The sequence below is a fragment of the Pseudomonas sp. IT-232MI5 genome (genome assembly GCF_949767845.1).
GTDB lineage: Bacteria > Pseudomonadota > Gammaproteobacteria > Pseudomonadales > Pseudomonadaceae > Aquipseudomonas.
Map to the genome: position 1 here is coordinate 126,399 of NZ_CATKQE010000001.1, position 22,948 is coordinate 149,346.

Below are 22,948 nucleotides of genomic sequence, written 5' to 3' on the forward strand. Positions count from 1 at the left end.
ACACTTGAAATGTCACCTATAGTGAACTTTAATGATTTTTATCAGCTTAAAGTACGGTATGGGTGACATTTTGATCCTGAGCAATCCTGCAATTTTCGCCGAACGCATTCGTCAGCTGCGAAAAGCCAAGGGCTACAGTCAGCTAATGCTGGCGCATAAGGCCAAATGCAGTCGCAAGACCATTATCGATCTTGAGGCGGGTGAAAACGTCACTTTTTATACCGTGTTCCGGGTGATTGCCGCGTTGGGCATGGCGCTTGAAATCGTCGACAACCGAATCGATCTCAAGTCGCTCGCCGATCTGGTAGAGCATGATGAATAAGGTCAAGCGGCTCAACGTCATGACGCCGCAAGGCTGCTCGGGTGAGCTGTCCAAGGGTTCGCAGTTCTCGTTTACCTACCAGTCGGCAGAAGCGTCCAGGGAAGTCTCATTGGTCATGCCTTATGACCCGACGCCCGCAGTGAGCAATGTACTGCACCCAATATTTGATATGAATGTGCCCGAAGGTTTTCTGGCCGATCAGATCAAACGTCGGATGGCCAAGCATATGCAGGTCGATGAAATGCGCCTGCTTTCGGTCATTGGCGGCAATCAGATTGGTCGCCTCACCTATGAAAATCCGACTGAGCCACCTAGCGCCGTGCGTGCCCAGGTCGGTTTACAAGACATTCTGTCTGCCGACGCCTCTCAGGGTGTTTTCAACTTTCTGGTTGAAACCTACTTTGAGTCGGGTATTTCCGGAGTGCAGCCCAAGGTACTGGTGCCTGACCTGGACAAGCTCACTGGCGGCCGAAAAACCATCCTCAGTTCCGATCTCATCGTCAAATCGGGAGCCGAGGAGTATGAGCACTTGGCCCAGAACGAGTTTCTGTGTCTGGAGGCGGCGAGGCTGGCAGGATTGGAAACGCCACCGTTCTGGCTTTCCGAGAGCGGTGAACTATTTGTCATGGAGCGGTTTGACCTGACGTCGTCCGGCCGGCTCGGCTTCGAAGACATGGCGGTACTGTTGGGTCTTAACAAAGATCCTCACGACAATTACAAGTATTCGCAGAGCTATGAAACCCTCGCGGCAGTCATCCGCCAGGTATGTCGCCATGCCGAACCGATACGAGAGCTGGAGCGATACTTTTCGTCAGTCTGCCTTTCGGTGATGGTGCGCAATGGCGATGCACATTTGAAGAACTTCGGCGTGATATACACGCAGCCCGCGGCTCCAGAAACCGTGCAGTTAGCCCCGATTTACGATGTTACGACCACCACGGTCTATGAAAACTACAACCCGAAGTCAGGGCGTTCACTGGTTGACCGTACCCTGGCAATCAAAATGAATAAAACCAAAGACTACCCGGATCGCCAGCAACTGATCGAGTTCGGTCGCAAACACTGTGCAGTGGATAGGCCGGCATTGATCATCGACCGAATAGCTGAGGCAATGAGCCAGGCACTGACTGCTCATCGGTCCCGGGTGGATGCTGAATTGTTTGCGGGGATGCAACGCGAATGGGATGTCGGACGTACAGTTGCCTTGAACGACTCGGTTGGGTCGGGATTGAAGCGTAAGCCCGTATTGGGAGATAGCAACGTTTAGCTACGCTTTTGCGCTTATTGCTATTCAGGAGCCCGCCGCGAGGCTGAAATACAGGGTGCAACTCACGCCGACGAAACTCGTCATGCCGTACAGGCATCAAGAGGCTGATCGCCATTTGTGGCGATGCATTTTCGTGATAACGGAAAGTGAAATCCTCGGTATCGCTGAACAGTCTCCCGCTATTACCTTCAGGGGTACTGACTTGAAGAGAAGACATTTTCATTCGAATAAATCTCCAAGTTCTTCAAGGGTTGGCATCGTTGCTGGAACCGCCGAGAGTTCGCAGTCCAGCGCAGCTAAAACCCGCGCATAAGCGATCATGCCGACAGAAAGGGTGCCTTTCTCCACCGCGATGACTTTGTATCGCGTCAGTCCCGCCAGATCGGCAAGCTGCGCCTGCGTCAGGCCACGATTTATACGTTTTTCACGTAATTGATTGCCGAGACGGGTAATTAAAAGAGAGTAATCCATGTTGCGCTACCGTAACATTTTGATGTCAATGTAGCGTATACGGAACATTTAATCTATTTGACCTAAGAAACCCGCCATGAGGCGGGTTTTTTTGTGGGCGGGTTATTCCTTTAGTTCGACATGATCCAATGCCTGATTTACCGCCAATTCACCGAGCATGACGACTTGCGCAATGCCTAGCGCGGTCTTGCGGTGTGAGGTGTCGAGCATGGCGGCGAAGTTGTTGAGCATTTCGCTGGCTGAACCCAGGGTTTCGCTGGCGTTGGCCAGCAGGGATTCGGTGTTGTACTTCGGGTTGGCGAGGTACATGGGTTCGGGTTTATGCGTGCTGGCCATGATGAAGGCTGACGGTTTGAGGTAATGGTCGAGGGCGCGCTCGGCGGCGTCGTTGAGTTTTTTGGAATCGAGGGATTCGTAGGGGGATGCGGGATCTGTTTCTGGCGGGTGCGGCGTTGATTTTGTCATTTGCTCGAAACCTGATTGGAGTGCCCCCGCTCTGGCTACTAAATCAAAGTGGAGGCAACTGTACGCAGGTTAGTAGACCGGGGTTTCGAGCAAGCCGGCGCACCCGAAGGTGCCCTGCGCACAGCTACCATCAAGCGCAGGTATGGGAATACCTGACTGACAGATGCTTGTGCACAACGCTTGAAACCACGGGCTACTAAACCCGATCACTGGAAATCAGTGACGCGAATCAAGTTACCGATGGCCCGCCAGGCGCACAAGCCGGCGGATTCTGGCGTAGTGGTAGGCAACGGCGCAAGGCCTTGTAGGCATCCGGAAGTAACCGCCGACAGATCTAAACAGCACTGTTTAAAGGTAGGAGCTGCCGAAGGCTGCGATCTTTTGATTTTGTCTTTTCAGAATCAAAAACAGGATCAAAAGATCGCAGCCTTCGGCAGCTCCTACCGTGGGGATTGGGTTATTTGTCGTGATCGATGTCGAGTTTGGAGAAGGTCACTTGCCCACCCTCACTCGTATACCCGGTGTTGTCCTGCACATAAACCCCAGCCTTGAAGTACAACGGCTTGTTGCGCCAGGTCGCGCTGATCTGTGAATCCCACTGATAACCCGCCGCACTGACACCCAACGCACCGCCAGGACTCAGGTGAATAAGGTAGTTGAATTCGCGATCCAGTTTGACCCCGGTGGCGAGGGTGATGACGCGGCTTTCGTCGTCATCCGGATGCATGCGCACCTTGATCACCAGGTTGCCGGTTTCGGTTTTTGTCTTGTACTGATACTCAAGTTTGACCATCGGCTTCTGGCTTTCATAAGCGTGAATCTGGCCGATGACGATCTTGCCGGAGCTGGGCACCTTATTAACCGTGAGGGTCGCCCGCAGCAGGTTGTCGGCATCCGGGTAATACCAGTTTCGCAGCGTGCCGTTGCTGTAGGTCTCCCGCAGTTCGGTGCGCGGATAAATGGCGTTTTCGGTTTTTGACCCGGTAACCGGTGACCAGAAGAACAAGGTGCCGGTGTCGGAATGGAAGTATTGATCTTTGAAGCCGTTCACCAGTTTGGAGGTTTCGACGGTGTATGGCGGGCTGCCAACGGGAACGCTGAGGTTCCAGGTTGCGAGATCGATCATGTCGGGTTCTTCCACTCAAAATTCGCTGCACGTACGTGCCAGAAGCTCTAGCCCGCACGTTTTGGGGCGGCCTTTATAAGCGTAGAGGGATTTTTTGTTAATGCCCGTTTGGCAGATGATTGACGTCAACATCCTGTCGAAATGCCATCTCTGCCGGTTTTCGGGGGCTTCAGCGGTGACCGTTAGTCGGCAAATTCACGCTTTGGTTAAATGATGGCCTGATGACAGCTTCTGCTTTCTTGGATCCAGTACTAGAGTGAAGGCTCAGTATGTGTGCGGTTTTTACCGGAAGCCGACCAAAAGTCCCGACAAGAGAAGCAGCATGGAATGCGCGCAACCCCCGCCAGGTGAAGGCAACTCTGTCCTTTTGATCGTTGATGATTACCCTGAAAATCTGATCAGCATGCGCGCGTTGCTGCAGCGCCAGGATTGGCACGTCCTCACCGCAGCCTCGGGTTTCGAAGCGCTCAATATTCTGCTCTCGCACGACGTCGATCTGGTGCTGCTGGACGTGCAAATGCCGGGCATGGACGGCTTTGAAGTCGCGCGCCTGATGCGTGGCAGCCAGCGCACGCGCCTGACGCCGATCATCTTTCTGACCGCCAACGAACAGTCCCAGGACGCCGTGATCAAGGGCTATGCCAGTGGCGCGGTGGATTACCTGTTCAAGCCGTTCGACCCGCAGATACTCAAGCCCAAAGTGCAGGCGTTGCTGGAGCACCAGCGCAATCGCCGGGCCTTGCAGCGCCTGAGTCATGATCTGGAAGTGGCACGCGCCTTCAATGCCTCGGTGCTGGATAACGCGGCTGAAGGCATTCTGGTGGTGGGCGAAGACGGTTTGATCCGTTTTGCCAATCCGGCGATTTCGCGTTTGTTGAATGCGCCGGTGAAGGAGCTGGAAGGTAAAGAGTTTCTCGATTTTCTACAGAAGCCGCACATTCCGCTGTGGGCCGATTCCGAGTTTTATGCCAGCTACAAGCGTGGCGAAACGCTAAGGCTGCACGACGCCTTGCTACGCACGGCGCCCGGCCAGCAAGTGCCGGTAGCCTTGTCGTGTGCGGCGTTGCCTGCCGAGCAACACGCGATGGTGGTGACCGTGCTGGACATGTCGGTGGTGCGGCACTTGCACCAGCAGCTTGAATTCCAAGCGGTGACCGATCCACTGACCGGGTTGCTCAACCGCCGCGGCTTTTACCAGACTGTTGAAAACCTGTTGCTGCGCGGTGAGCGCAGTGATAGCAGTTGGGTCTTGCTGTATCTGGATCTTGATGGCTTCAAACGGGTCAACGATTCACTCGGTCATGATGCCGGCGACCGGGTGTTGCGCTGGGTCTCCGAGCAATTGAAGGCCTGCCTGCGACCGTTCGACATTCTCGCGCGCATGGGCGGTGATGAATTCACCGCGCTGCTGGATCTGGAGTTCCCCGAGCAAGCGGCGAAGATTGCCGAAAAACTCATCGAGCGAGTGTCGATCTGTCAGCAGATCGAAGGGTTGGACATCGCTTTGGGCGCGAGTATCGGCATCGCCACTTATCCGGATTGCGGCTCGAACCTCGACGGATTGCTGCGTGCATCCGACATCGCCATGTACGAAGCCAAGCGCGCCGGGCGTCAGCAATATCGCTTTTATGATCATGAAATGAACGGTAGGGCGCGCTCGCGGTTGATGCTCGAAGAGAGCGTGCGTGCCGCCATCGAGAATCGCGATTTCAATCTGGTCTATCAACCGCAAGTGGCTATCGACACGGGCCAGATTCGTGGCTTTGAAGCGTTGTTGCGCTGGCAGCACCCGAGTGTCGGCGATGTGCCGCCGGGGTTGTTCTTGCCGCTGCTGGAAGAGGCGCGGCTGATCAGCCGCCTCGGCAGCTGGATTTATCATCGCGGCGCCGGTCAGCGTAAAGCCTGGGAAACCCTGTTTGCCGAGGATCTGGTGCTCGGCGTGAGTTTGAGCAACACCCAGTTCAGTCTGCCGAATCTGGTCACCGAGTTGCGTCAGGTGATGGAGCGACACGCCTTGCAGCCTCGGCAACTGGAGGTCGAAGTCACCGAAGAAGCGCTGATGCAAAACCCCGACGAAACCCGCAAACAGCTGCGTTTGCTGCGCAATCTCGGGGTGCGGGTGGCGCTGGATGACTTCGGTTCCGGGCCGTGTTCGCTGGCGCATCTGCGCGATCTGGAACTCGATACGCTGAAAATTGATCGCCATCTCATCGCGCGATTGCCGGACTCCAAACGCGACGCCTCGCTGGTCAGCACGGTCATCAGTCTGTGCAAGCAATACGGTTTGCTGGTGATCGCCGAGGGCGTTGAAACCATCGAGCAATACCAATGGCTGCAAGCCCACGGCTGCGAGTATGTGCAGGGCTTCCTCGTGGCCCGGCCATTGATCGCCGAGGACGCGGTCAGCTTCGCCGAGCCGTTTGACTGGAGCGCGCTGCCCGTTTGAATTCGCTACACTGGCGGACCTTTTTCGAACCGTGTCGCTTGTCCATGACTGTGTTGAAGTACCTCCAGGCCTATCCCGCGCAATTACAGGATCAGGTGCGCCAATTGATCGCCGAAGGGCGTCTGGGTGATTACCTGAATCAACGCTATTCGGGACGGCACGACGTGCAGAGCGACAAGGCTTTGTACAGCTATGCGCTGGACTTGAAGCAGGAATACCTGCGCAACGCGCCGGCCATCGACAAGGTGCTGTTCGACAATCGCCTCGACCTGACGCACCGCGCCCTCGGTCTGCACACCACGGTGTCGCGGGTGCAGGGCGGCAAGCTCAAGGCCAAGAAAGAGATTCGTATCGCCTCGTTGTTCAAGGATGCCGCGCCGGACTTTCTGAAAATGATCGTGGTGCATGAACTGGCGCATTTCAAAGAGTCGGATCACAACAAGGCGTTCTATAAATTGTGTGAGCACATGCTGCCGGGGTACCACCAGGTCGAGTTTGATCTGCGCGTGTACCTGACGTGGCGGGATATGCAGGCTTAACAGTACGCAACCAGGAAGGTGTGGATGGACGTCAGCAAGACCAAAAGCAGTTTCTACCGTCGCTTATATGTGGCGTACCTGATCGACAGCGGTCTGGCGCCGAGTGTGCCGACGCTGACCGAAGTGACCGGCATGCCCCGGCGCACGGCGCAGGACACGATTGCGGCGTTGGCGGATCTGGATATCGTTTGTGAGTTCGAGCAGGAAGAGGGCGCGCGCAATCACGCCGGGCGCTATCGGATTCGTGAGTGGGGGGCGATTGATCGTGGGTGGATCGAGAGGAATTTGCGGCAGATCAAGGCTGTTCTGGAGTATCCCTGAAGAGCCCCTCATCGGACCGCCGCCCGCCCAGCCCTCTCCCGGAGGGAGAGGGAGCCGATTGGGGGATATTTGAGAGTTACGCCGACGTGAGCGAGCGCCGTTGAATCCATAATCGACTCGGTTTTTCAGGTCGGCGGATAGCGCAGCACAACTCGGTCAGTCCCCTCTCCCTCCGGGAGAGGGCTAGGGTGAGGGGCTGTTCAGGCGCGACGCATCCCGATATGTGGAATGTCATCCTCCAGATACTCCTCACCCGCCACAACAAACCCGTACTTGCCGTAATACCCCTGCAAATGCGCCTGTGCCGACAGATAGATCGGCACCTGCGGCCAATGCTTTTCAGCCTGTTTCAGCGCCTGCTCCATCATTTCGTGCCCCAGCCCTCTGCCGCGCCCCTGCGGTGCAGTAATCACCCGGCCGATCACCACGTCGCCGCCCTGGGATTCCGGATCCAGCAGGCGCAGGTAGGCCATCAACTGATCATCTTCCCAACCCATCAGGTGATAGGTATCGCCTTCCAGATCCTGACCGTCGAGGTCCGGATAAGCGCATTTCTGTTCAACCACGAACACGTCCGAGCGCAGCTTCAACAGCGCGTACAGCTGTTCCTTGCCCAGATCACTGTGATGTTTGCAGACCCATTCGATTGTCATTTGCCGATTCCTTGAACGTGTCGCCCGATACTAAGCGCCTGCGGCAAAGATGTCTTTATGGCGTAAGAGTCTGTGACAAAGGTCAAAATGCCATCATTCCTTTCTCGCAGTCTCGGCGACTTTGTGTAATCTGCTGAAGAGCCCTGTGCACTGGCTGCAATGAGCTAATGTTAGGGCCTGGGTTTTGCCGGTAAGGGGCCTTGGGGTTTTGGCTGAAAACATGCTGGGCAACCTGCCCGCTAAGGATTTTCAAGCATGCCGCGTTTGCATCGAGCCTTTGCTTTGGTCGGATTGCTCTTGCTGGCTCAGACTGCTGCAGCGGAGAAGCTGCGGCTGGTGTTTGATATCTGGCCACCCTTTACCGACGACACGCTGGTCAACGGCGGACTGGCCACCGACATCGTCACGACTGCCCTGGCCCGGGCCGGTTATGCCAGCGGCTACGAACAGGTGCCTTGGGCGCGGGCGCTGCTCGGTGTCGGCGAAGGCCGCTACGACGTGTTGGTCAACGCCTGGTACAACGATGAGCGGACCAAGCTGGGCGAGTTTTCCGGGGAATACCTGCTCAACCGCATCCGCTTTCTCAAGCGCAAAGACACGCCACTCGATTATTCCAATCTGCAGCAATTGCACACGTACCCGATTGCGGTGGTGCGCGGCTATGCCTATTCGGCGCCGTTCGATGCCGACACGGCGTTGCAGAAAGTCCCTGTGCATAACTTCGCCATGGCCGTGCGCATGCTCGCGGCGGATCGGGTCAAGTTGACGCTGGAGGATGAGTATGTGGCGAAGTATTACCTGGCGCGCGAATCAGCCAAGGTGCGCAATTCAGTGGAGTTTTTGCCCAAGCCGTTGAGTGAGAACAGCCTGCACATTCTGGTGAGCCTGAAGAATCCGCAGCATGAGCAGATTGTCGCGGGGTTTGATAAGGCGATTGCGGCGATGAAGGCGGATGGCAGTTATGACAAGTTGTTGAGGCAGCATGGGATGTGAGGGTCGATCCAGAATCCTCTGTGTGGCAGATGTCGCTATCGCGAGCAGGCTCACTCCTACAATTTGGAATGCGTCCCCCTGTAGGAGTGAGCCTGCACGCGATGACGCCCTGTCAACCGCCGCTGATTTCTGAGGTGTCCTTGATCAGGTGCGCCGCCAACGTCCGCAACGGTCCGAGTTGCCGGCAGATCAACGCCAACTGTGTCTGCACCAACCGCTGCCCCTCATCGATCTCATCGGCCATCTGCTCCAGCTCATTGGCCAGCGCTTCTTCCTCGTCACTCTGAATCGCCACCGGCTGCTTGTTCGCCAGCCCTTGGGCGATTTCATCAATGCTCGTCGCCAGTTTCACCCCGGCGCCATCAATCAACTGCTCACGCACATCTGCCGGCAACTGCGTCTCGCGATGCGCGCCCAACCCTGACAGATAACTCAACAACGTGTGCGACAGCACCAGAAAGCGGAAGCCGACATCCGCTTCCTTACGGAAATGCCCCGGCTCCATGAGCATGTTTGCCAGCGTCGTCGACAGCGCGGCATCGGCGTTGTGCGCGTTACGTCGGGCCAGCCTATAGGCGAGGTCGTCGCTCTTGCCGGCGGCGTATTGCTGCATGATCTGGCGCAGGTAGATGCTGTTGCAGGTCAGGGTGTTGGCCAGCACTTTATTCAGGCGTCGACCCTGCCAGTCCGGCAGGAACAGGAATACCGTCAGGCCGGCAATCAGGCTGCCCAGCAGCGTATCGAACAGGCGTGGCAGGAACAGTCCGTAACCGTCACCGACCTGGTTGAAGCAGAACAGCACCATGATGGTGATCGCCGCCGTCGCCAGGGTGTAGCGGGTGGTGCGGTTGGTAAAGAACACCACGCCGGCGGCGATGGCAAAGCACGACTGCACCAACGGACTCGGGAACAGATCGAACAGCGCCCACGCCACGGTCAGGCCGATAGCGGTGCCAAGGATCCGCTGACCGAGTTTGCGCCGCGTCGCGCCATAGTTCGGCTGGCAGACGAACAGCGTGGTGAGGATGATCCAGTAGCCTTGCGACGGGTGAATCAGGTGCACCATGCCGTAGCCGATACTCAGCGCCAAGGGCAGGCGCAGGGCATGACGGAACAACAGAGAAGTCGGCGTCAGTTGCGTGCGCAGGCGCACCCAGACGTCTTTGAGGTTGCGCGGCGAACGGTCGAGCAGGCTGCTGTCGGTCGCATCGGCCAAGGCATCCGGGTTGCTCGCGTCGCTGAGCAAACGATCGAGGGTGCCGAGGTTGGCCGCCAGTGCGCGCAGCGAACGCAGCAATCCGCGCCAGGCCGGATTGCTCTGGATGCGCAGGTGTTCGAGGGAGGCGTCGAGGTCGCTGAGGGCTTCGGCGAAACTCGCGTCATAAATAAATGGCTGGCGCATCTGGATCGATTCGGCCAGAGCGCGGCAGGCCTTGCCTTGCTGGCGCAACAGGCGTTGGCAGCGGAACAGCACGTCGCTGTGGAAGAACGCTTCGGCCAGCGCGTTGTACGGGTAGTGCGAGGAGCTGGCGCGTTCGTGTATGTCTTGCGCGAGGAAATACAGCTTCAGGTAGCGGCTGACTTTCGAGCCGGGGCGGCCGTTGCCGACGCGGTGCAGGATGATTTCCTTGGCACTGTTCAGCGCCGCCACCACGCGACCGTTCTGCTGGGCCAGTTCCAGACGCCGCGCTTCCACATCCATTTGCCGGATCGGCTCGAACAGCGAGGATTTCAGCTTCAGGTAAAAGCCCAGCTCACGGAATAATCGCGCCAGACTTTGTTGCACCGGCTGGTTGGAAAACAGCGCCTGCCACAGCACCGAGAGCAAGCCGTACCACGCCGCCCCGGCCACCAGCAGCATCGGCTCGTGCCAAAAATCGGTGACCGCGCCACCGCGCTGATCAACGCCGATCATTGTGTATACGGACAGAATCAACGTCGCCGAAGCAATCGCGCCATAACGCTCGCCGAGTGCCCCGAGCATGGTCAGGCCGAAACTGGCCAGCGCCAATGCAATGGCAAACACGATGGGGTAGGGGAAGAGCAATTCCACCGACAGTGCGGCGATGCTGAAGCACACCAGTGTCACGGCGAGGGCGTTGAGGCGGCCCTGCCAACTGTCGTCGGTCTCGGCCAGGGCGCTGGCGATAATCCCCAGGAACAACGGGATCAGCAGGCCCATTTCATCCTGATACCAACACAGCGCCATGCTGCCGGTCAGGGCGATGAACACCCGCACGCTATAGCTGAATTTATCCAGCGCCCACAGGCGCCGCAAAGACTGACGAAACGAGGTCGAGGACATGAAGTGCGAAGGCCTTCCGAGGCGATGCCGCTAAATTGAGCCAGTAATGACGCCGACGCAATGGCGCCGATCACATCTGACAGCAAAAAGTGTTCCTTGATCGCCCGCTACCCCTGTAGGAGCAGCCTTCGGCAGCTCCTACAGGGGAGTGTTGTTTCGGTCAGGCGTACTGCGCGGCGGCGTAACCGGAGGCCCAGGCCCACTGAAAGTTGAAACCGCCCAGATGGCCAGTGACGTCGAGCACTTCGCCGATGAAGTACAGGCCGGGGCTTTTCAGCGATTCCATGGTCTTGGACGATACCTCGCGGGTATCGACGCCACCGAGCGTTACTTCGGCCGTGCGATAACCCTCAGTCCCCGCCGGTACGACTTTCCAGCTGCCGAGCTTCTCGGCGATCTCCGCCAGTTCTGCGTGGGTGTACTGCTTCATCGGCTTGGACACGAACCAGTTATCTGCCAGCAAATTGGCCATCTTCTTGGTGAAAATCTCACCCAGCAAAGTTTTCAATTCACTGTTCGGGCGCTCGGCCACTTGCTGTTGCAGCCAGCTCGCGGCGTCGTGATCCGGCAGCAGGTTGATCTCCACCGTATCGCCAGATTCCCAGAACGAGGAGATCTGCAAAATCGCCGGACCACTGAGGCCTCGGTGAGTGAACAGGATGTTCTCGCGAAAGCTCTGATCGTTGCAGCTGACCAGACAATCCACCGAAGTCCCGGACAACTCGGTGCACAGTTCTTTGAGCTGGTCGGTGATGGTGAACGGCACCAGGCCGGCGCGAGTCGGCAGCAATTCATGGCCGAACTGCTTGGCGACTTGATAACCAAAACCGGTAGCGCCCAGCGTCGGGATCGACAGACCGCCGGTAGCGATCACCAGCGACTCGCACTGGATCTGACCGAGGGTGGTGTCGAGCAGGTAACCGCTTTCGACCTTTTCGATGGTCTGGATCGAGGTATCCAGATGCAACTCGACGCCGGCCTGATCGCACTCCGTCAGGAGCATTTCGAGGATATCGCTGGATTTGTTATCGCAGAACAGCTGACCGAGTTTCTTCTCGTGGTACGGCACGGCGTGTTTTCCGACCATGCCGATGAAATCCCACTGGGTGTAGCGCGCCAGTGCGGATTTGCAGAAATGCGGGTTCTGCGAGAGGAAATTGCTCGGCTCCGTGTACATGTTGGTGAAATTGCAGCGGCCACCGCCCGACATCAGGATTTTCTTGCCGGCCTTGTTCGCATGGTCGAGCAGCAACACCTGACGCCCACGCCCGGCGGCGGTCAGTGCACACATCAACCCAGCGGCGCCAGCGCCAATGATCACGACTTCGGTAGAGCGCAAAACGGTGTCCTCTGAAATATCACCACAAAACGAACTGTAGGAGCTGCCGCAGGCTGCGATCTTTTGATCTTGCTCTTAAAAAACAAAGTCAAAAGATCGCGGCCTGCGGCAGCTCCTTCAGGGGAGTTACGTTGTTCTTAAAGGATGCGGACGCGCAGCGAGCGGCCCTTGATCTTGCCGTCGTTCAAACGCTGCAAGGCCTGCATGGCCACGGTGCGGTCAACCGCCACGTAAGCCTGGAAGTCGAAGATCGCGATCTTGCCAACCTGCGCACCGGGAATACCGGCATCGCCAGTCAGTGCGCCAAGAATGTCGCCCGGGCGAACCTTGTCTTTACGGCCCGCGCCGATGCACAGCGTGGTCATCGGCGGTTGCAGCGGGGCAAGGCCTTGGGACTTGAGGTTATCGACCTGATCCCAGTTCAGCGGCGACTTCTGCAGCTGCTCAATGGCTTGCGCGCGGTGCGCTTCGCCCGGAGCAACCAGGCTGATCGCGATGCCTTTCTCGCCAGCGCGACCGGTGCGGCCAACGCGGTGAATGTGGATTTCCGAATCGCGGGCCAGTTCGACGTTGATCACCATGTCCAGCGCATCGATGTCCAGACCACGGGCGGCGACGTCGGTGGCGACCAGTACCGAGGTACTGCGGTTGGCGAACATCGCCAGCACCTGATCGCGATCACGCTGTTCCAGATCGCCGTGCAGGCCGACGGCGGAAATGCCTTTGGCGGTCAGGTGATCAACGGTTTCCTGAACTTGCTGCTTGGTGAAGCAGAACGCCACGCAGGACGCCGGACGGAAGTGGTGCAGGACTTTGGTCACTGCGCTCATGCGATCTTCCGGGGAAATCTCGTAGAAACGCTGCTCGATCTGCGTGTCATCGTGGAACGCTTCGGCTTTCACCGTTTGCGGATCACGCATGAACTTCGACGCCAGTTGCTTGATGCCCACCGGGTAAGTCGCGGAGAACAGCAGGGTCTGACGACGCTCCGGGGTCTTGACGATGATGTCTTCGATGGCATCGTAGAAACCCATGTCGAGCATGCGGTCGGCTTCGTCGAGAATCAGCGTGTTCAGGCCGTCGAGGACCAGCGAACCCTTGCGCAGGTGCTGCTGGATGCGCCCCGGGGTGCCGACGATGATGTGCGCGCCGTGCTCCAGCGAAGCAATCTGCGGGCCGAACGACACGCCGCCGCACAGGGTCAGGACCTTGATGTTGTCTTCGGCACGGGCCAGACGACGGATTTCCTTGGCGACCTGGTCGGCCAGCTCACGCGTCGGGCAGATCACCAGTGCCTGGCAACCGAAGTAGCGCGGGTTGATCGGGTTGAGCAGGCCGATGCCGAACGCGGCGGTCTTGCCACTGCCGGTCTTGGCCTGGGCGATCAGGTCCATCCCCTTGAGGATCACCGGCAAGCTCTGCGCCTGGATCGGCGTCATCTGGGCATAACCGAGGGATTCGAGGTTAGCCAGCATGGCGGCGGACAGCGGCAGAGTATTAAAAGCGGTGGCGATGGTGGTCACGGGACTGGCCTGCAAAACAAAATGTCGCGCAGTGTAGCAGCCCCGTGCCACTTTCTTCGAAAGTTCTGGACGAACAGTGGTTAATGTTCGATGTGTTCTTCCGGGCGTTTGGCGCGGCGGCCGTCTTCCTTCGACAGTTGCGAGAAGATCGTCGCGGCAAGCATTGCCATGATCCCGACCGTGACGAAGGTCAGCTGGAAGGCACCGAGCACGGTTTCCACGCCATCGTTACCGATCTCCGCGGTAAACCCACCGAGCAATGCACCAGCGCAAGCAACGCCGAGACTCAGCGATAACTGCGCGACCACCGAGAGCAAACTGTTGCCACTGCTGGCGCTGGCATCGTCGAGATCGATCAGGGTCACCGTATTCATCGCGGTGAATTGCAGCGAATTGATCGCGCCGAGAATCGCCAGCAGGCACAACAACAGCCAGTACGGCGTTTGCTCGCTGACCAGACCCATGCTCGCCAGCATGATCCCCAGCGCCAAGGTGTTGCCGGTGAGGACGATGCGATAGCCGAGCCGCTCGATCAGCGGCCGCGCCACCCACTTGGCAATCATCGCCGCAGCGGCCAGCGGCAGCATGCTCATCCCCGCTTGCGACGGCGAATAGCCCAGCGCTACTTGCAGCAGCAACGGCACCAGAAACGGCAGAGCACCGCTGCCGAGACGGGCGAACAGGTTGCCGAGAATGCCGACGGCAAACGTGCGGGTCTTGAACAGCGACGGTGCGAACAGCGGGTTTTCGATGTGCCCGGCGCGCAACCAGTACGCCGCCAGACAGGCCATGCCACCGAACAACAGCAACATCACCCGCAGGTGCGGCAAGTGCAGCTCGCCAAGGCCTTCCATGGCGATGGTGATCAGGATCATCGCCGCGCCGAACAACAGAAAACCCAGACTATCGAAGCGCGTACGCTCAGTGCCGCGCAGGTCGGGAATGAACTTCCACACCGCGTAGCAGCCGATCACGCCGACCGGCAGGTTGATCAGGAAGATCCAGTGCCACGTCAGGTATTCGACCATCCAGCCGCCCATGGTCGGGCCGATCAACGGGCCGAGCAGGCCGGGGATGGTGATGAAACCCATGATCCGCACCAGCTCGGATCGTGGATAAGCGCGCAGCACGACCAGTCGGCCGACCGGCAGCATCAGCGCACCGCCCAGACCCTGAATGACCCGGGCGCCAATCAGCATGCTCAGGCTGCTCGACAAAGCGCAGAGCAGCGAGCCGAAGCTGAACAGCAGGATCGCGCCGAAGAAGATTTTCTTGGTGCCGAAGCGGTCGGCGATCCAGCCCGAGGCCGGGATCAGCAAGGCCACAGTGAGCATGTAGGCGATGATCACGCCCTGCATGCGCAAGGGGTCTTCGGCCAGATCGCGAGCCATGGCGGGCAGGGCGGTGTTGAGGATGGTCCCGTCGAGGGACTGCATGAAGAAAGCGATGGCGACGACCCACGGCAACCAGCGGGCGGTGATGGCGTCGAGAGGCGGGCGGTTGGGCATGGAACCTCTTGTCGTTGGGGTTAATGATCGTTCCCACGCTCCGCGTGGGAATGCCTCAACGGACGCCCCGCGTCCGCTTTTGGCTGGGACGCAGAGCGTCCCCGGCTGCATTCCCACGCAGAGCGTGGGAACGATCACCGTCAGAGGGTCAGGGTTAAACGGCTGACCAGCGCCCCCGGCAGTAACGCCGACGAGGTATTGCGCTGGCTGTACGTACTCGCCGACAGCAGCAACTCGCGCTCGGCGGTCAACGCTTCCAGCTGCGAACCGAGCAGGCTGTAGGCGCTATCGTCAAAGCGCATGGTGCTGACCGGCGCCTGAATCTCGCCGTTCTCGACCCAGAAGGTCGCGAAACGGGTCATTCCGGTCATGCGCGCCGCTGGTTGATCCGAGTAGTTCAGGTACCACAGGTTGCTGATGTACAACCCGGTGCCCAACTGCTTGAGGATCTCTGCTTGCGCCAGATCACCCGCCGCCATATTCAACGCACTTGGCATTTCACCGCCGCCGGCGCCGTTGGCGGCCAGGCCATATTCGGCGGCGCTGCGCGAACCGACCAGTTGATCGCCGGCCTTGCCTTCGACGATCAGCCGCAGATCGCTGCGCGGATAACCTTCGCCGGAAAACGCCGGGCTCAGCGATTCACTGACTTTTTCATCCAGCGACAGCAGCGGACTGAACGCCTGATCGCCGACATACAACTTCTGCAACGGGCTGCTCTTGCTCGCGATTGACTGCGCCGAGAAACCGCCCCAGCTCAGCATGCCCATGATTTCTTCCAGCGCCGCCGGTGCCAGATACGCACGGTACTGCCCCGGCGCCAAGGTGCGCAGCGGGCGGCCGAGAAACTCCAGTTGCTCACGTGCCTGCTGGAAACGCTTGGCGAAACCTTCGCTGCTCCAGTCATGCCCGGCGTAGCTGGCTTTCACCGCTTCACCGTTCTCGTGGAACAGGCTGAAATCGAAGTTGAAGCTGTTGGCCTGATGCCAGCCAAACGCTCCCGAAGAACTGGCGAAGCCACGGCTGATCGGGCCGGCGGCATAGAAGCCAACCAAGTCCAGACCCTCAGCGGCAGCACAGATTTCATCGACCACCTGTTCAGTGTCCGGCAGCGGATGTTCCTGCACGTTCTGGCTCTGCCAGCCGTTGTGGTTGAGCAACAGATACGGATCCTGCGGCAGCAACGGCAGGGTTTCGCGCAGTTGTTGCAGACCTTCGGCAAGCCGTTGCAGATCGCCTTCCTGATCACCGGACAGGGTGACCTGAAGGTCGGCGTGGCGACCATCGTTGATCAGTTTCAGGACGATATTGGCCTGCTGCACTTGTCCGGCCTGACGTACCTTGGCGTGATTGAAACGCACGAACGCCGAGGATTCGGCGGCAAAGCTGAGGGTGAATTGTTCCGGCTCGCGCACGCTGTCGCGCAGCCACTCGACCATGACCTTGAAGGCGTCGGACTGACTCTTCGAAATGCTCATCAGGCGTCTCCCCCAAACACATCAACGTTGCTGAATACGCAGGCCGGCGAAGCGTGGCCGACGCGGATCACCTGGTTCGGTTCGCCCTTGCCGCAGTTCGGCGTGCCCAGCACCTTGACGGTGTTGGCGTCGCCGACGGCGCGCAGGCTTTTCCAGAAGTGCGCGGAAATCGCCCGGTAGTTCGGGTTTTTTACTACGCCTTTGAGTTCGCCGTTTTCGATCAACTGGCCCCATTCACAGCCGAACTGGAATTTGTTGCGCGCATCGTCGATCGACCAAGAACGGTTGGTGCTCATCAGAATGCCGTTCTCGATGCCTTCGATCAGTTTGTTCAGTGGCTGATCGCCCGGCTCGATATTAAGGTTGGCCATGCGATCGATCGGCGCACGGTTCCAGCCGCAGGCGCGGCTGTTGGCAACGCCATCGAGACCGGCGCGGAACTGCGACAGCGCCCCGCCCAGCGGACGCAGCAACAGGCCATCGCGGATCAGGAATTGTTTGCTGGCCTTGCTGCCGTCGTCATCGTGGCCATAGCTGGCCAGTTCTTCGGGAATGCCTGGATCGAAGGTCACGTTGAGCAGTTTCGAACCATATTGCAGGCTGCCGAAGTCGCTGGCTTTGACGAAACTGGTGCCGGCGTAATTGCGTTCGTCGCCGAGGATGCGGTCGAGTTCCAGCGGGTGGCCGATGGATTCGTGGATCTGCAGCATCATCTGGTCCGGCATCAACAGCAGGTCGCGCGGGCCTTGCGGGGTGTTCGGCGCAAGCAGCAGTTGCAGGGCCTGATCGGCAACTTGCGGACCGGCGCCGATCAAACCGCAACGGCTGATCACATCAGCGCCGCCCTGTTGGCCGAAGTTCTCGCGACCGAGGCTGCGAGTCTGGCTGTCATTGCCGTCGTAAGCGGTGACGTCGAGGCCTGGATAAACGAAGCGCTGGGCCTGGCGCAATTCAGCCCCGGCGCTGCTCAGGTAGATCTGTTCGACGTGGGTGATGCCAATGCTCACCTGCCAATTCACCAGGCGCTCATCCTTTGGCACCGAGGCGGATTCCGCACCGAGCAGCTCGAAGCATTCGCTCAGGGACGGGAAGGGTTGTTCGAGATTGGGCGAAAAGTAATCAGCGCGATCGCTGGACACTGGCTGATCGCGCAGGTCGAGCAAGGCGTGCGGCTTGAGCCGACGGGCTTGCAGCTCGGCGCGTTCGAGGGCGGCTTGCAGACCTTGTTGCGACAGATCGTTGGTCGCCGCGTAGGCCTCAACACCATTGACCCGAACGGTGAGCATCGCGCCTTCGTCGCGGCTCAGGCTCGGCGGTTCGGCGACGTTTTTACGTACCGACAGGTACTGCCCGGACTCGCGTACGTATCGCAGGGAAAAGAACTCAGCGCCCGTGCGCAAGGCAGCGAAGCGCTGCTTGAGCTGGGGGTGGAAATCGAACATTCGGGAACCTCCTTGTCAGGGGGAAGCGGGGTGAGGCTACTCGGCGGGGAGGGGTGAAACGGTTGCGCGAGGTCTAGAGTAGGCCTGCGTGGGGGTAGGATCAAGTGAAGAGGGGGTGTAGGGGGATTTACTGTGCAGCGAGGGAATTTGTGCTGAATCTGAGGGCCCCATCGCTGGCAAGCCAGGCTCCCACAGGTTTTTTGGTGAACACAATATGTGTGAACGACGCAAAACCCTGTGGGAGCTGGCTTGCCAGCGATTAGCCGTGACGCGGTATTACGTCTTACTGAGCCGCCGGGGTGATATCACGCATCGGCTTGCCCTTCACCGGCGCATCGCCAGCCACGTAGTAAGCAGCATTGCTGCGCGGCAGTGGTTTGCGACCACGGATCTTGTCGGCGATTTTCTCGGCGATCATGATCGTCGGCGCGTTGAGGTTGCCGGTGGTGATGATCGGCATGATCGAGGCATCGACCACACGCAGGCTCTGCATGCCGTGCACGCGACCTTCGCCATCAACCACAGCCATCTCGTCGGTGCCCATCTTGCACGAGCAGGACGGGTGGAACGCGGTTTCGGCGTGCTCACGGATGAACTTGTCCAACTGCTCATCGGTTTGCACTTCGATACCCGGGCTGATTTCGCGGCCACGGAAAGCGTCGAGTGCCGGCTGCTGCATGATTTCACGGGTCAGGCGGATGCCGTCGCGGAATTCCTGCCAGTCTTGCTCGGTAGCCATGTAGTTGAACAGGATGCTCGGGTGCTGGCGCGGGTCTTTCGATTTGGCCTGGATGCGACCACGGCTTGGCGAGCGCATGGAACCCATGTGCGCCTGGAAACCGTGCTCTTTCACACCGTTGCTGCCGTTGTAGTTAATCGCCACTGGCAGGAAGTGGTACTGGATGTTCGGCCATTCGAATTCCGGACGCGAACGGATGAAACCGCCGGCTTCGAACTGGTTGCTGGCGCCGATGCCGGTGCCGTTGAACAGCCACTCGGCACCGATGGCCGGCTGGTTGTACCAGAGCAGCGACGGGTACAGCGAAACCGGCTGAGTGCAGGCGTATTGCAGGTACAGCTCAAGGTGATCCTGCAGGTTTTCACCGACGCCCGGCAGGTCGTGAACGACCGGAATGTCGAGCGACTTCAGCAGTTCGGCAGGACCGACACCGGAGCGCTGCAGAATCTGCGGCGAAGCGATGGCGCCGGAGCACAGCAGCACTTCTTTGCGCGCTTTGACTTCGACACGCTCTTCGGCGTCGCCAACCAGGTAACGCACGCCAACGGCACGCTTGCCTTCGAACAGAATCTTGTCGGTCAGGGCGTGGGTGACGATGGTCAGGGTCGAACGCTTTTTCGCGGTGTCGAGGTAGCCACGGGCGGTGGAGGCACGACGGCCGTTCGGCGTCACGGTGCGGTCCATCGGGCCGAAGCCTTCCTGCTGGTAACCGTTCAAGTCTTCGGTGCGCGGGTAGCCGGCTTGTACGCCAGCTTCAACCATGGCGTGGAACAGCGGGTTGTTGCCAGCCTTCGGCGTGGTCACGCTGACCGGGCCTTCGCCACCGTGGTAGTCGTTCGGGCCGATGTCGCGGGTTTCGGCTTTGCGGAAGTACGGCAGGCAGTCGAGGTACGACCAGTCTTCCAGACCTGGCAGTTTTGCCCAGCCGTCGTAGTCCATGGCGTTACCACGGATGTAGCACATGCCGTTGATCAACGAGGAACCGCCGAGGCCTTTGCCGCGACCGCATTCCATCCGGCGACCGTCCATGTGTGGCTCTGGATCGGTTTCGTACGCCCAGTTGTAACGACGACCTTGCAGCGGGAACGCCAGGGCAGCCGGCATTTGCGTGCGGAAGTCGAAACGGTAGTCCGGGCCGCCTGCTTCAAGCAGCAGAACGGTGACGCCGGCGTCTTCAGTCAGACGGGTCGCCAGGGTGTTACCGGCCGAGCCGGCACCGATGATGATGTAATCGAATTCTTGGGACATTGAATGCACCCTCTTTGATAGTGGTCAGGTCGGACCTTGGCGAGTGCTGTGCACTCGAATCGCTGGCAAGCCAGCTCCCACAGGGATTGGGGGCTGCCACAAATTGGATGGACGACTCCAAACCTGTGGGAGCGGGCTTGCCCGCGAAGAGGCCTTCGCGGGCAATGCAAATCTCGGGTCTTAGAACACCGAAACGTAATCGCCCAGCTCGACCTGTACCGATTTGATGCGGGTGAAGTTGTTCAGCGAGCTGATGCCGTTCTCACGGCCGACACCCGACTGCTTGTAACCGCCAACCGGCATTTTTGCGTCGGACTCGCCCCAGGCGTTGATCCAGCAGATACCGGCTTCCAGTTGATGAATCACGCGGTGTGCGCGGTTCAGGTCTTTGGTGACGATACCGGCGGCCAGGCCGAAGTCGGTGTCGTTGGCGCGGCGGATCACTTCTTCTTCGGTTTCGTAGGAGAGGATCGCCATCACCGGGCCAAAGATTTCTTCACGGACGATAGTCATGTCGTCGGTGCAATCGGTGAACACGGTTGGCGCGACGAATGCGCCTTTGGCGAATTCGCCGTCGGTCAGACGGTCGCCGCCGCACAGGACGCGAGCGCCTTGTTCTTTACCCTTGGCGATGTAGCCGAGCACGCTTTCCATGTGCGCGAAGCTGACCAGCGGGCCGAAGTTGGTGTTTTCGTCTTCCGGGTTGCCAACGCGGATGCGCGCAACGCGTTCAACGATCTTGGCTTCGAACGCGGCTTTCAGGTGCGCCGGAACGAACACGCGAGTGCCGTTGGTGCAGACCTGACCGGAGCTGTAGAAGTTGGCCATCATCGCGGTGTCGGCAGCGCGATCGAGGTCGGCGTCGTCGCAGATGATCAGCGGGGACTTGCCGCCCAGTTCCATGGTCACGTCTTTCAGCGACGAAGCCGAAGCGCTGGCCATAACCTTCTTGCCAGTGTCGGTGCCGCCGGTGAAGGAGATTTTTTCGATGCGCGGGTGCTCGGTCAGCCAGGTGCCGACTTCACGGCCGCTGCCGGTCAGTACGTTGAACACACCGTTTGGAACGCCGGCTTCGGTGTAGATCTCGGCCAGTTTCAGGGTGGTCAGCGAGGTGACTTCGCTTGGCTTGAAGATCATCGCGTTACCGGCCGCCAGGGCTGGTGCGGATTTCCACAGGGCGATCTGGATCGGGTAGTTCCACGCGCCGATACCGGCGACAACGCCCAGCGGCTCGCGACGGGTGTAGACGAAAGAAGTGTCGCGCAGTGGAATCTGCTCGCCTTCGATGGCCGGTACCAGGCCTGCGTAGTATTCCAGCACGTCAGCGCCGGTAACGATGTCGACGTACTTGGTTTCGGAGAAGGATTTACCGGTGTCCAGGGTTTCCAGCGCGGCCAGTTCATCGTTGCGCTCGCGCAGGATGTCGACGGCGCGACGCAGGATGCGCGAACGCTCCATTGCGGTCATCGCGGCCCAGATTTTCTGGCCCTTTTCAGCGCTGACTACGGCGCGCTCGACGTCTTCCTTGGTCGCACGTTGCACCAGTGCGAGGACTTCACCGTTAGCCGGGTTGATGGCTTCGAAGGTGGCATCGCTGCCGGCGTCGGAGTACGCGCCATCGATGTAAAGTTTTTGCAGTTCGAAACGGGCCATAGTGTCCTCGCAAGTGCATTGGTGGTTGGCGTTGACCACCGCGGTGAGGCTGCGGTGGCGTTCAGGGGCCGAGCGTTTTCTGTGTGCTCTAGCTCACCTTCTTGGCCAATTGGAAATCCATGTATTCGTAAGCGATCTGTTGCGCCTGCGCCGTGTCGAAAGCGTCTCCCGACAAAGCACCGCGCAACCACAAGCCGTCAATCAACGCTGCCAGTCCTCGTGCTGCGCTGCGCGCATCTTCGAGCGACAGCACACGGCGGAACTGGCAGCACAGGTTGGAATACAGACGGTGATCGTTGATCCGCTGCAACCTGTGCAAAGACGGCTGGTGCATGCTGGTGGCCCAGAAGGCCAGCCAGGTTTTCATTGCCGGGCCATTGACCTGGCTGGCGTCGAAGTTGCCTTCGATGATCACCTGCAGATGCGCCCGTGGGCTGTCATCTGCCAGCGCCTGACGGCGCGCGGTGACGCTCTCGCTGAGGGCGGTCATCAGATACCGCATCGTGGCGGCAATCAGGCCGTTCTTGTCCTGAAAGTAATGACTGATGATGCCATTCGAGACACCGGCCAAACGGGCGATCAGCGCAATGCTGGCGTCCCCCATTCCGACCTGATCGACCGCCTGCAAAGTGGCTTCGATCAGTTGTTGGCGGCGGATGGGTTGCATACCGACCTTGGGCATCTTGCACATCTCCTTAGGCCTTCCTAGCGGCGAATGACGCCTATCGGATTGACGGCCAGTCTATTTTGTTTTGATTGAACGTTCAATCAACAAAGAATAAGATCTGCGACAAATCGTCGCTGCCTACAGATTTTTCCTACGTGTAAGTGGCGATAAAACCGACATCTGAAACAGCTCGAAACCTGCGTGGGGCATGGCGCGGTTCGCGATTCGATGGACGTGTTGAAAGGGCAAGACGCTCACGGCCAGGTTTCGGATGAACGTCCGTCCACCTTCGGCCACGAAAGCGATTCGCAGCGCCATTTCGGCAGGTTCGGGCTTTTTTCGGGATGTCTTTATATCACCCGCCGGTCGGCTGCCAACTAACCGATTGGTCGGGTTCCGTGTTGCCTTGTGTTCTTCTCTCGCACTGCCTGGAGCATTTGTGC

The 22,948-nt window shown here is 59.1% G+C and carries 19 protein-coding genes and 1 pseudogene; 6 read left to right on the top strand and 14 right to left on the bottom strand.

The annotated features are described in order from the left end of the window. Window positions 1-31 precede the first annotated feature (31 nt). Both ACM6JQ_RS00615 and ACM6JQ_RS00620 read left to right on the top strand, forming a co-directional pair. Entirely contained in the window at window positions 32-322 is a 291-nt protein-coding gene (locus ACM6JQ_RS00615; RefSeq protein ID WP_414893073.1) for a helix-turn-helix transcriptional regulator, read from the top strand. After that, window positions 315-1,589 (top strand): type II toxin-antitoxin system HipA family toxin, encoded by a 1,275-nt coding sequence (locus tag ACM6JQ_RS00620; RefSeq protein WP_414893074.1) that lies wholly within the window; start codon window positions 315-317, stop codon window positions 1,587-1,589. The genes ACM6JQ_RS00615 and ACM6JQ_RS00620 overlap by 8 nt, the downstream gene beginning before the upstream one ends. A gap of 55 nt (window positions 1,590-1,644) precedes the next feature. Here ACM6JQ_RS00620 and ACM6JQ_RS00625 read toward each other — a convergent pair. The 4 genes and pseudogenes from ACM6JQ_RS00625 to ACM6JQ_RS00640 all read right to left on the bottom strand — a co-directional run. After that, window positions 1,645-1,812, bottom strand: a pseudogene (locus ACM6JQ_RS00625) (HipA N-terminal domain-containing protein); the annotation flags it as partial. Next, a complete protein-coding gene (locus ACM6JQ_RS00630) occupies window positions 1,809-2,060 on the bottom strand; it encodes a helix-turn-helix domain-containing protein (RefSeq protein ID WP_414893075.1) in 252 nt (83 codons plus the stop codon). The gene ACM6JQ_RS00630 and the pseudogene ACM6JQ_RS00625, both read right to left, overlap by 4 nt. A gap of 102 nt (window positions 2,061-2,162) precedes the next feature. Further along, window positions 2,163-2,525 (bottom strand): DUF6124 family protein, encoded by a 363-nt coding sequence (locus ACM6JQ_RS00635; RefSeq protein WP_007913768.1) that lies wholly within the window; start codon window positions 2,523-2,525, stop codon window positions 2,163-2,165. A gap of 457 nt (window positions 2,526-2,982) precedes the next feature. Then, window positions 2,983-3,651 (bottom strand): polysaccharide lyase family 7 protein, encoded by a 669-nt coding sequence (locus tag ACM6JQ_RS00640; protein ID WP_007913770.1) that lies wholly within the window; start codon window positions 3,649-3,651, stop codon window positions 2,983-2,985. 322 nt (window positions 3,652-3,973) lie between these two features. Here ACM6JQ_RS00640 and ACM6JQ_RS00645 point away from each other — a divergent pair, with 322 nt between their 5' ends. The 3 genes from ACM6JQ_RS00645 to ACM6JQ_RS00655 are packed head-to-tail and all read left to right on the top strand — an operon-like array spanning window position 3,974 to window position 6,957. Beyond that, complete coding sequence (locus ACM6JQ_RS00645; protein WP_095112767.1) at window positions 3,974-6,097, top strand: putative bifunctional diguanylate cyclase/phosphodiesterase; 2,124 nt, start codon at window positions 3,974-3,976, stop codon at window positions 6,095-6,097. Window positions 6,098-6,141: 44 nt separating this feature from the next. Next, on the top strand, window positions 6,142-6,636 hold the full coding sequence (locus ACM6JQ_RS00650; RefSeq protein WP_099757394.1) for a M48 family metallopeptidase: 495 nt from the start codon (window positions 6,142-6,144) through the stop codon (window positions 6,634-6,636). A 24-nt stretch (window positions 6,637-6,660) separates the two neighbouring features. Continuing rightward, on the top strand, window positions 6,661-6,957 hold the full coding sequence (locus tag ACM6JQ_RS00655) for a winged helix-turn-helix domain-containing protein (protein ID WP_007913779.1): 297 nt from the start codon (window positions 6,661-6,663) through the stop codon (window positions 6,955-6,957). A gap of 200 nt (window positions 6,958-7,157) precedes the next feature. Here the strand turns inward: ACM6JQ_RS00655 and ACM6JQ_RS00660 are convergent, their stop codons facing one another. Continuing rightward, entirely contained in the window at window positions 7,158-7,610 is a 453-nt protein-coding gene (locus ACM6JQ_RS00660) for a GNAT family N-acetyltransferase (RefSeq protein WP_007913781.1), read from the bottom strand. A 255-nt stretch (window positions 7,611-7,865) separates the two neighbouring features. Between ACM6JQ_RS00660 and ACM6JQ_RS00665 the strand changes: the two genes are divergently transcribed. Then, entirely contained in the window at window positions 7,866-8,603 is a 738-nt protein-coding gene (locus ACM6JQ_RS00665; RefSeq protein WP_007913782.1) for a substrate-binding periplasmic protein, read from the top strand. Between the two features lie 112 nt (window positions 8,604-8,715). On the opposite strand, the gene yccS is transcribed toward ACM6JQ_RS00665, so the two are convergent. From yccS to betI, 9 genes are all read right to left on the bottom strand, one after another. Further along, window positions 8,716-10,908, bottom strand: a complete 2,193-nt coding sequence (gene yccS, locus ACM6JQ_RS00670) for a YccS family putative transporter (protein WP_007913783.1) — start codon at window positions 10,906-10,908, stop codon at window positions 8,716-8,718. 160 nt (window positions 10,909-11,068) lie between these two features. Beyond that, complete coding sequence (locus ACM6JQ_RS00675; RefSeq protein WP_042704924.1) at window positions 11,069-12,247, bottom strand: NAD(P)/FAD-dependent oxidoreductase; 1,179 nt, start codon at window positions 12,245-12,247, stop codon at window positions 11,069-11,071. Between the two features lie 137 nt (window positions 12,248-12,384). Beyond that, window positions 12,385-13,722, bottom strand: a complete 1,338-nt coding sequence (gene dbpA, locus ACM6JQ_RS00680; RefSeq protein ID WP_230669476.1) for an ATP-dependent RNA helicase DbpA — start codon at window positions 13,720-13,722, stop codon at window positions 12,385-12,387. Between the two features lie 128 nt (window positions 13,723-13,850). Continuing rightward, the gene (gene mdtD, locus ACM6JQ_RS00685) at window positions 13,851-15,278 is read right to left on the bottom strand and encodes a multidrug transporter subunit MdtD (RefSeq protein ID WP_007913788.1); all 1,428 of its coding nucleotides are present in this window, start codon (window positions 15,276-15,278) and stop codon (window positions 13,851-13,853) included. Window positions 15,279-15,418: 140 nt separating this feature from the next. After that, window positions 15,419-16,756, bottom strand: coding sequence for a TldD/PmbA family protein (locus ACM6JQ_RS00690; protein ID WP_414893076.1), 1,338 nt, complete (start codon window positions 16,754-16,756; stop codon window positions 15,419-15,421). Continuing rightward, window positions 16,756-18,198 carry a TldD/PmbA family protein gene (locus ACM6JQ_RS00695; RefSeq protein WP_095112762.1) on the bottom strand — a complete coding sequence of 481 codons (1,443 nt, stop codon included), beginning with the start codon at window positions 18,196-18,198 and terminating at the stop codon, window positions 16,756-16,758. Before ACM6JQ_RS00695 ends, ACM6JQ_RS00690 begins: the two co-directional genes overlap by 1 nt. Window positions 18,199-18,481: 283 nt before the next feature. Next, a complete protein-coding gene (gene betA / locus ACM6JQ_RS00700; RefSeq protein WP_414893077.1) occupies window positions 18,482-20,185 on the bottom strand; it encodes a choline dehydrogenase in 1,704 nt (567 codons plus the stop codon). A gap of 180 nt (window positions 20,186-20,365) precedes the next feature. Further along, window positions 20,366-21,838, bottom strand: coding sequence for a betaine-aldehyde dehydrogenase (gene betB, locus ACM6JQ_RS00705; RefSeq protein WP_077574839.1), 1,473 nt, complete (start codon window positions 21,836-21,838; stop codon window positions 20,366-20,368). Between the two features lie 88 nt (window positions 21,839-21,926). Beyond that, window positions 21,927-22,520: a transcriptional regulator BetI gene (betI, locus tag ACM6JQ_RS00710; protein WP_007918292.1), complete on the bottom strand. Its 594-nt coding sequence runs from the start codon at window positions 22,518-22,520 to the stop codon at window positions 21,927-21,929. Window positions 22,521-22,948 lie beyond the last annotated feature (428 nt).

Coding starts and splice junctions, on each gene's coding strand:
- betB (WP_077574839.1), bottom strand. CDS start 21,838: ATGGCCCGTTTCGAACTGCAAAAACTTTACATCGATGGCGCGTACTCC.
- ACM6JQ_RS00635 (WP_007913768.1), bottom strand. CDS start 2,525: ATGACAAAATCAACGCCGCACCCGCCAGAAACAGATCCCGCATCCCCC.
- mdtD (WP_007913788.1), bottom strand. CDS start 15,278: ATGCCCAACCGCCCGCCTCTCGACGCCATCACCGCCCGCTGGTTGCCG.
- ACM6JQ_RS00650 (WP_099757394.1), top strand. CDS start 6,142: ATGACTGTGTTGAAGTACCTCCAGGCCTATCCCGCGCAATTACAGGAT.
- ACM6JQ_RS00615 (WP_414893073.1), top strand. CDS start 32: ATGATTTTTATCAGCTTAAAGTACGGTATGGGTGACATTTTGATCCTG.
- ACM6JQ_RS00665 (WP_007913782.1), top strand. CDS start 7,866: ATGCCGCGTTTGCATCGAGCCTTTGCTTTGGTCGGATTGCTCTTGCTG.
- ACM6JQ_RS00620 (WP_414893074.1), top strand. CDS start 315: ATGAATAAGGTCAAGCGGCTCAACGTCATGACGCCGCAAGGCTGCTCG.
- ACM6JQ_RS00690 (WP_414893076.1), bottom strand. CDS start 16,756: ATGAGCATTTCGAAGAGTCAGTCCGACGCCTTCAAGGTCATGGTCGAG.
- yccS (WP_007913783.1), bottom strand. CDS start 10,908: ATGTCCTCGACCTCGTTTCGTCAGTCTTTGCGGCGCCTGTGGGCGCTG.
- ACM6JQ_RS00630 (WP_414893075.1), bottom strand. CDS start 2,060: ATGGATTACTCTCTTTTAATTACCCGTCTCGGCAATCAATTACGTGAA.
- betA (WP_414893077.1), bottom strand. CDS start 20,185: ATGTCCCAAGAATTCGATTACATCATCATCGGTGCCGGCTCGGCCGGT.
- ACM6JQ_RS00645 (WP_095112767.1), top strand. CDS start 3,974: ATGGAATGCGCGCAACCCCCGCCAGGTGAAGGCAACTCTGTCCTTTTG.
- dbpA (WP_230669476.1), bottom strand. CDS start 13,722: ATGCTGGCTAACCTCGAATCCCTCGGTTATGCCCAGATGACGCCGATC.
- ACM6JQ_RS00655 (WP_007913779.1), top strand. CDS start 6,661: ATGGACGTCAGCAAGACCAAAAGCAGTTTCTACCGTCGCTTATATGTG.
- ACM6JQ_RS00640 (WP_007913770.1), bottom strand. CDS start 3,651: ATGATCGATCTCGCAACCTGGAACCTCAGCGTTCCCGTTGGCAGCCCG.
- ACM6JQ_RS00660 (WP_007913781.1), bottom strand. CDS start 7,610: ATGACAATCGAATGGGTCTGCAAACATCACAGTGATCTGGGCAAGGAA.
- ACM6JQ_RS00695 (WP_095112762.1), bottom strand. CDS start 18,198: ATGTTCGATTTCCACCCCCAGCTCAAGCAGCGCTTCGCTGCCTTGCGC.
- betI (WP_007918292.1), bottom strand. CDS start 22,520: ATGCCCAAGGTCGGTATGCAACCCATCCGCCGCCAACAACTGATCGAA.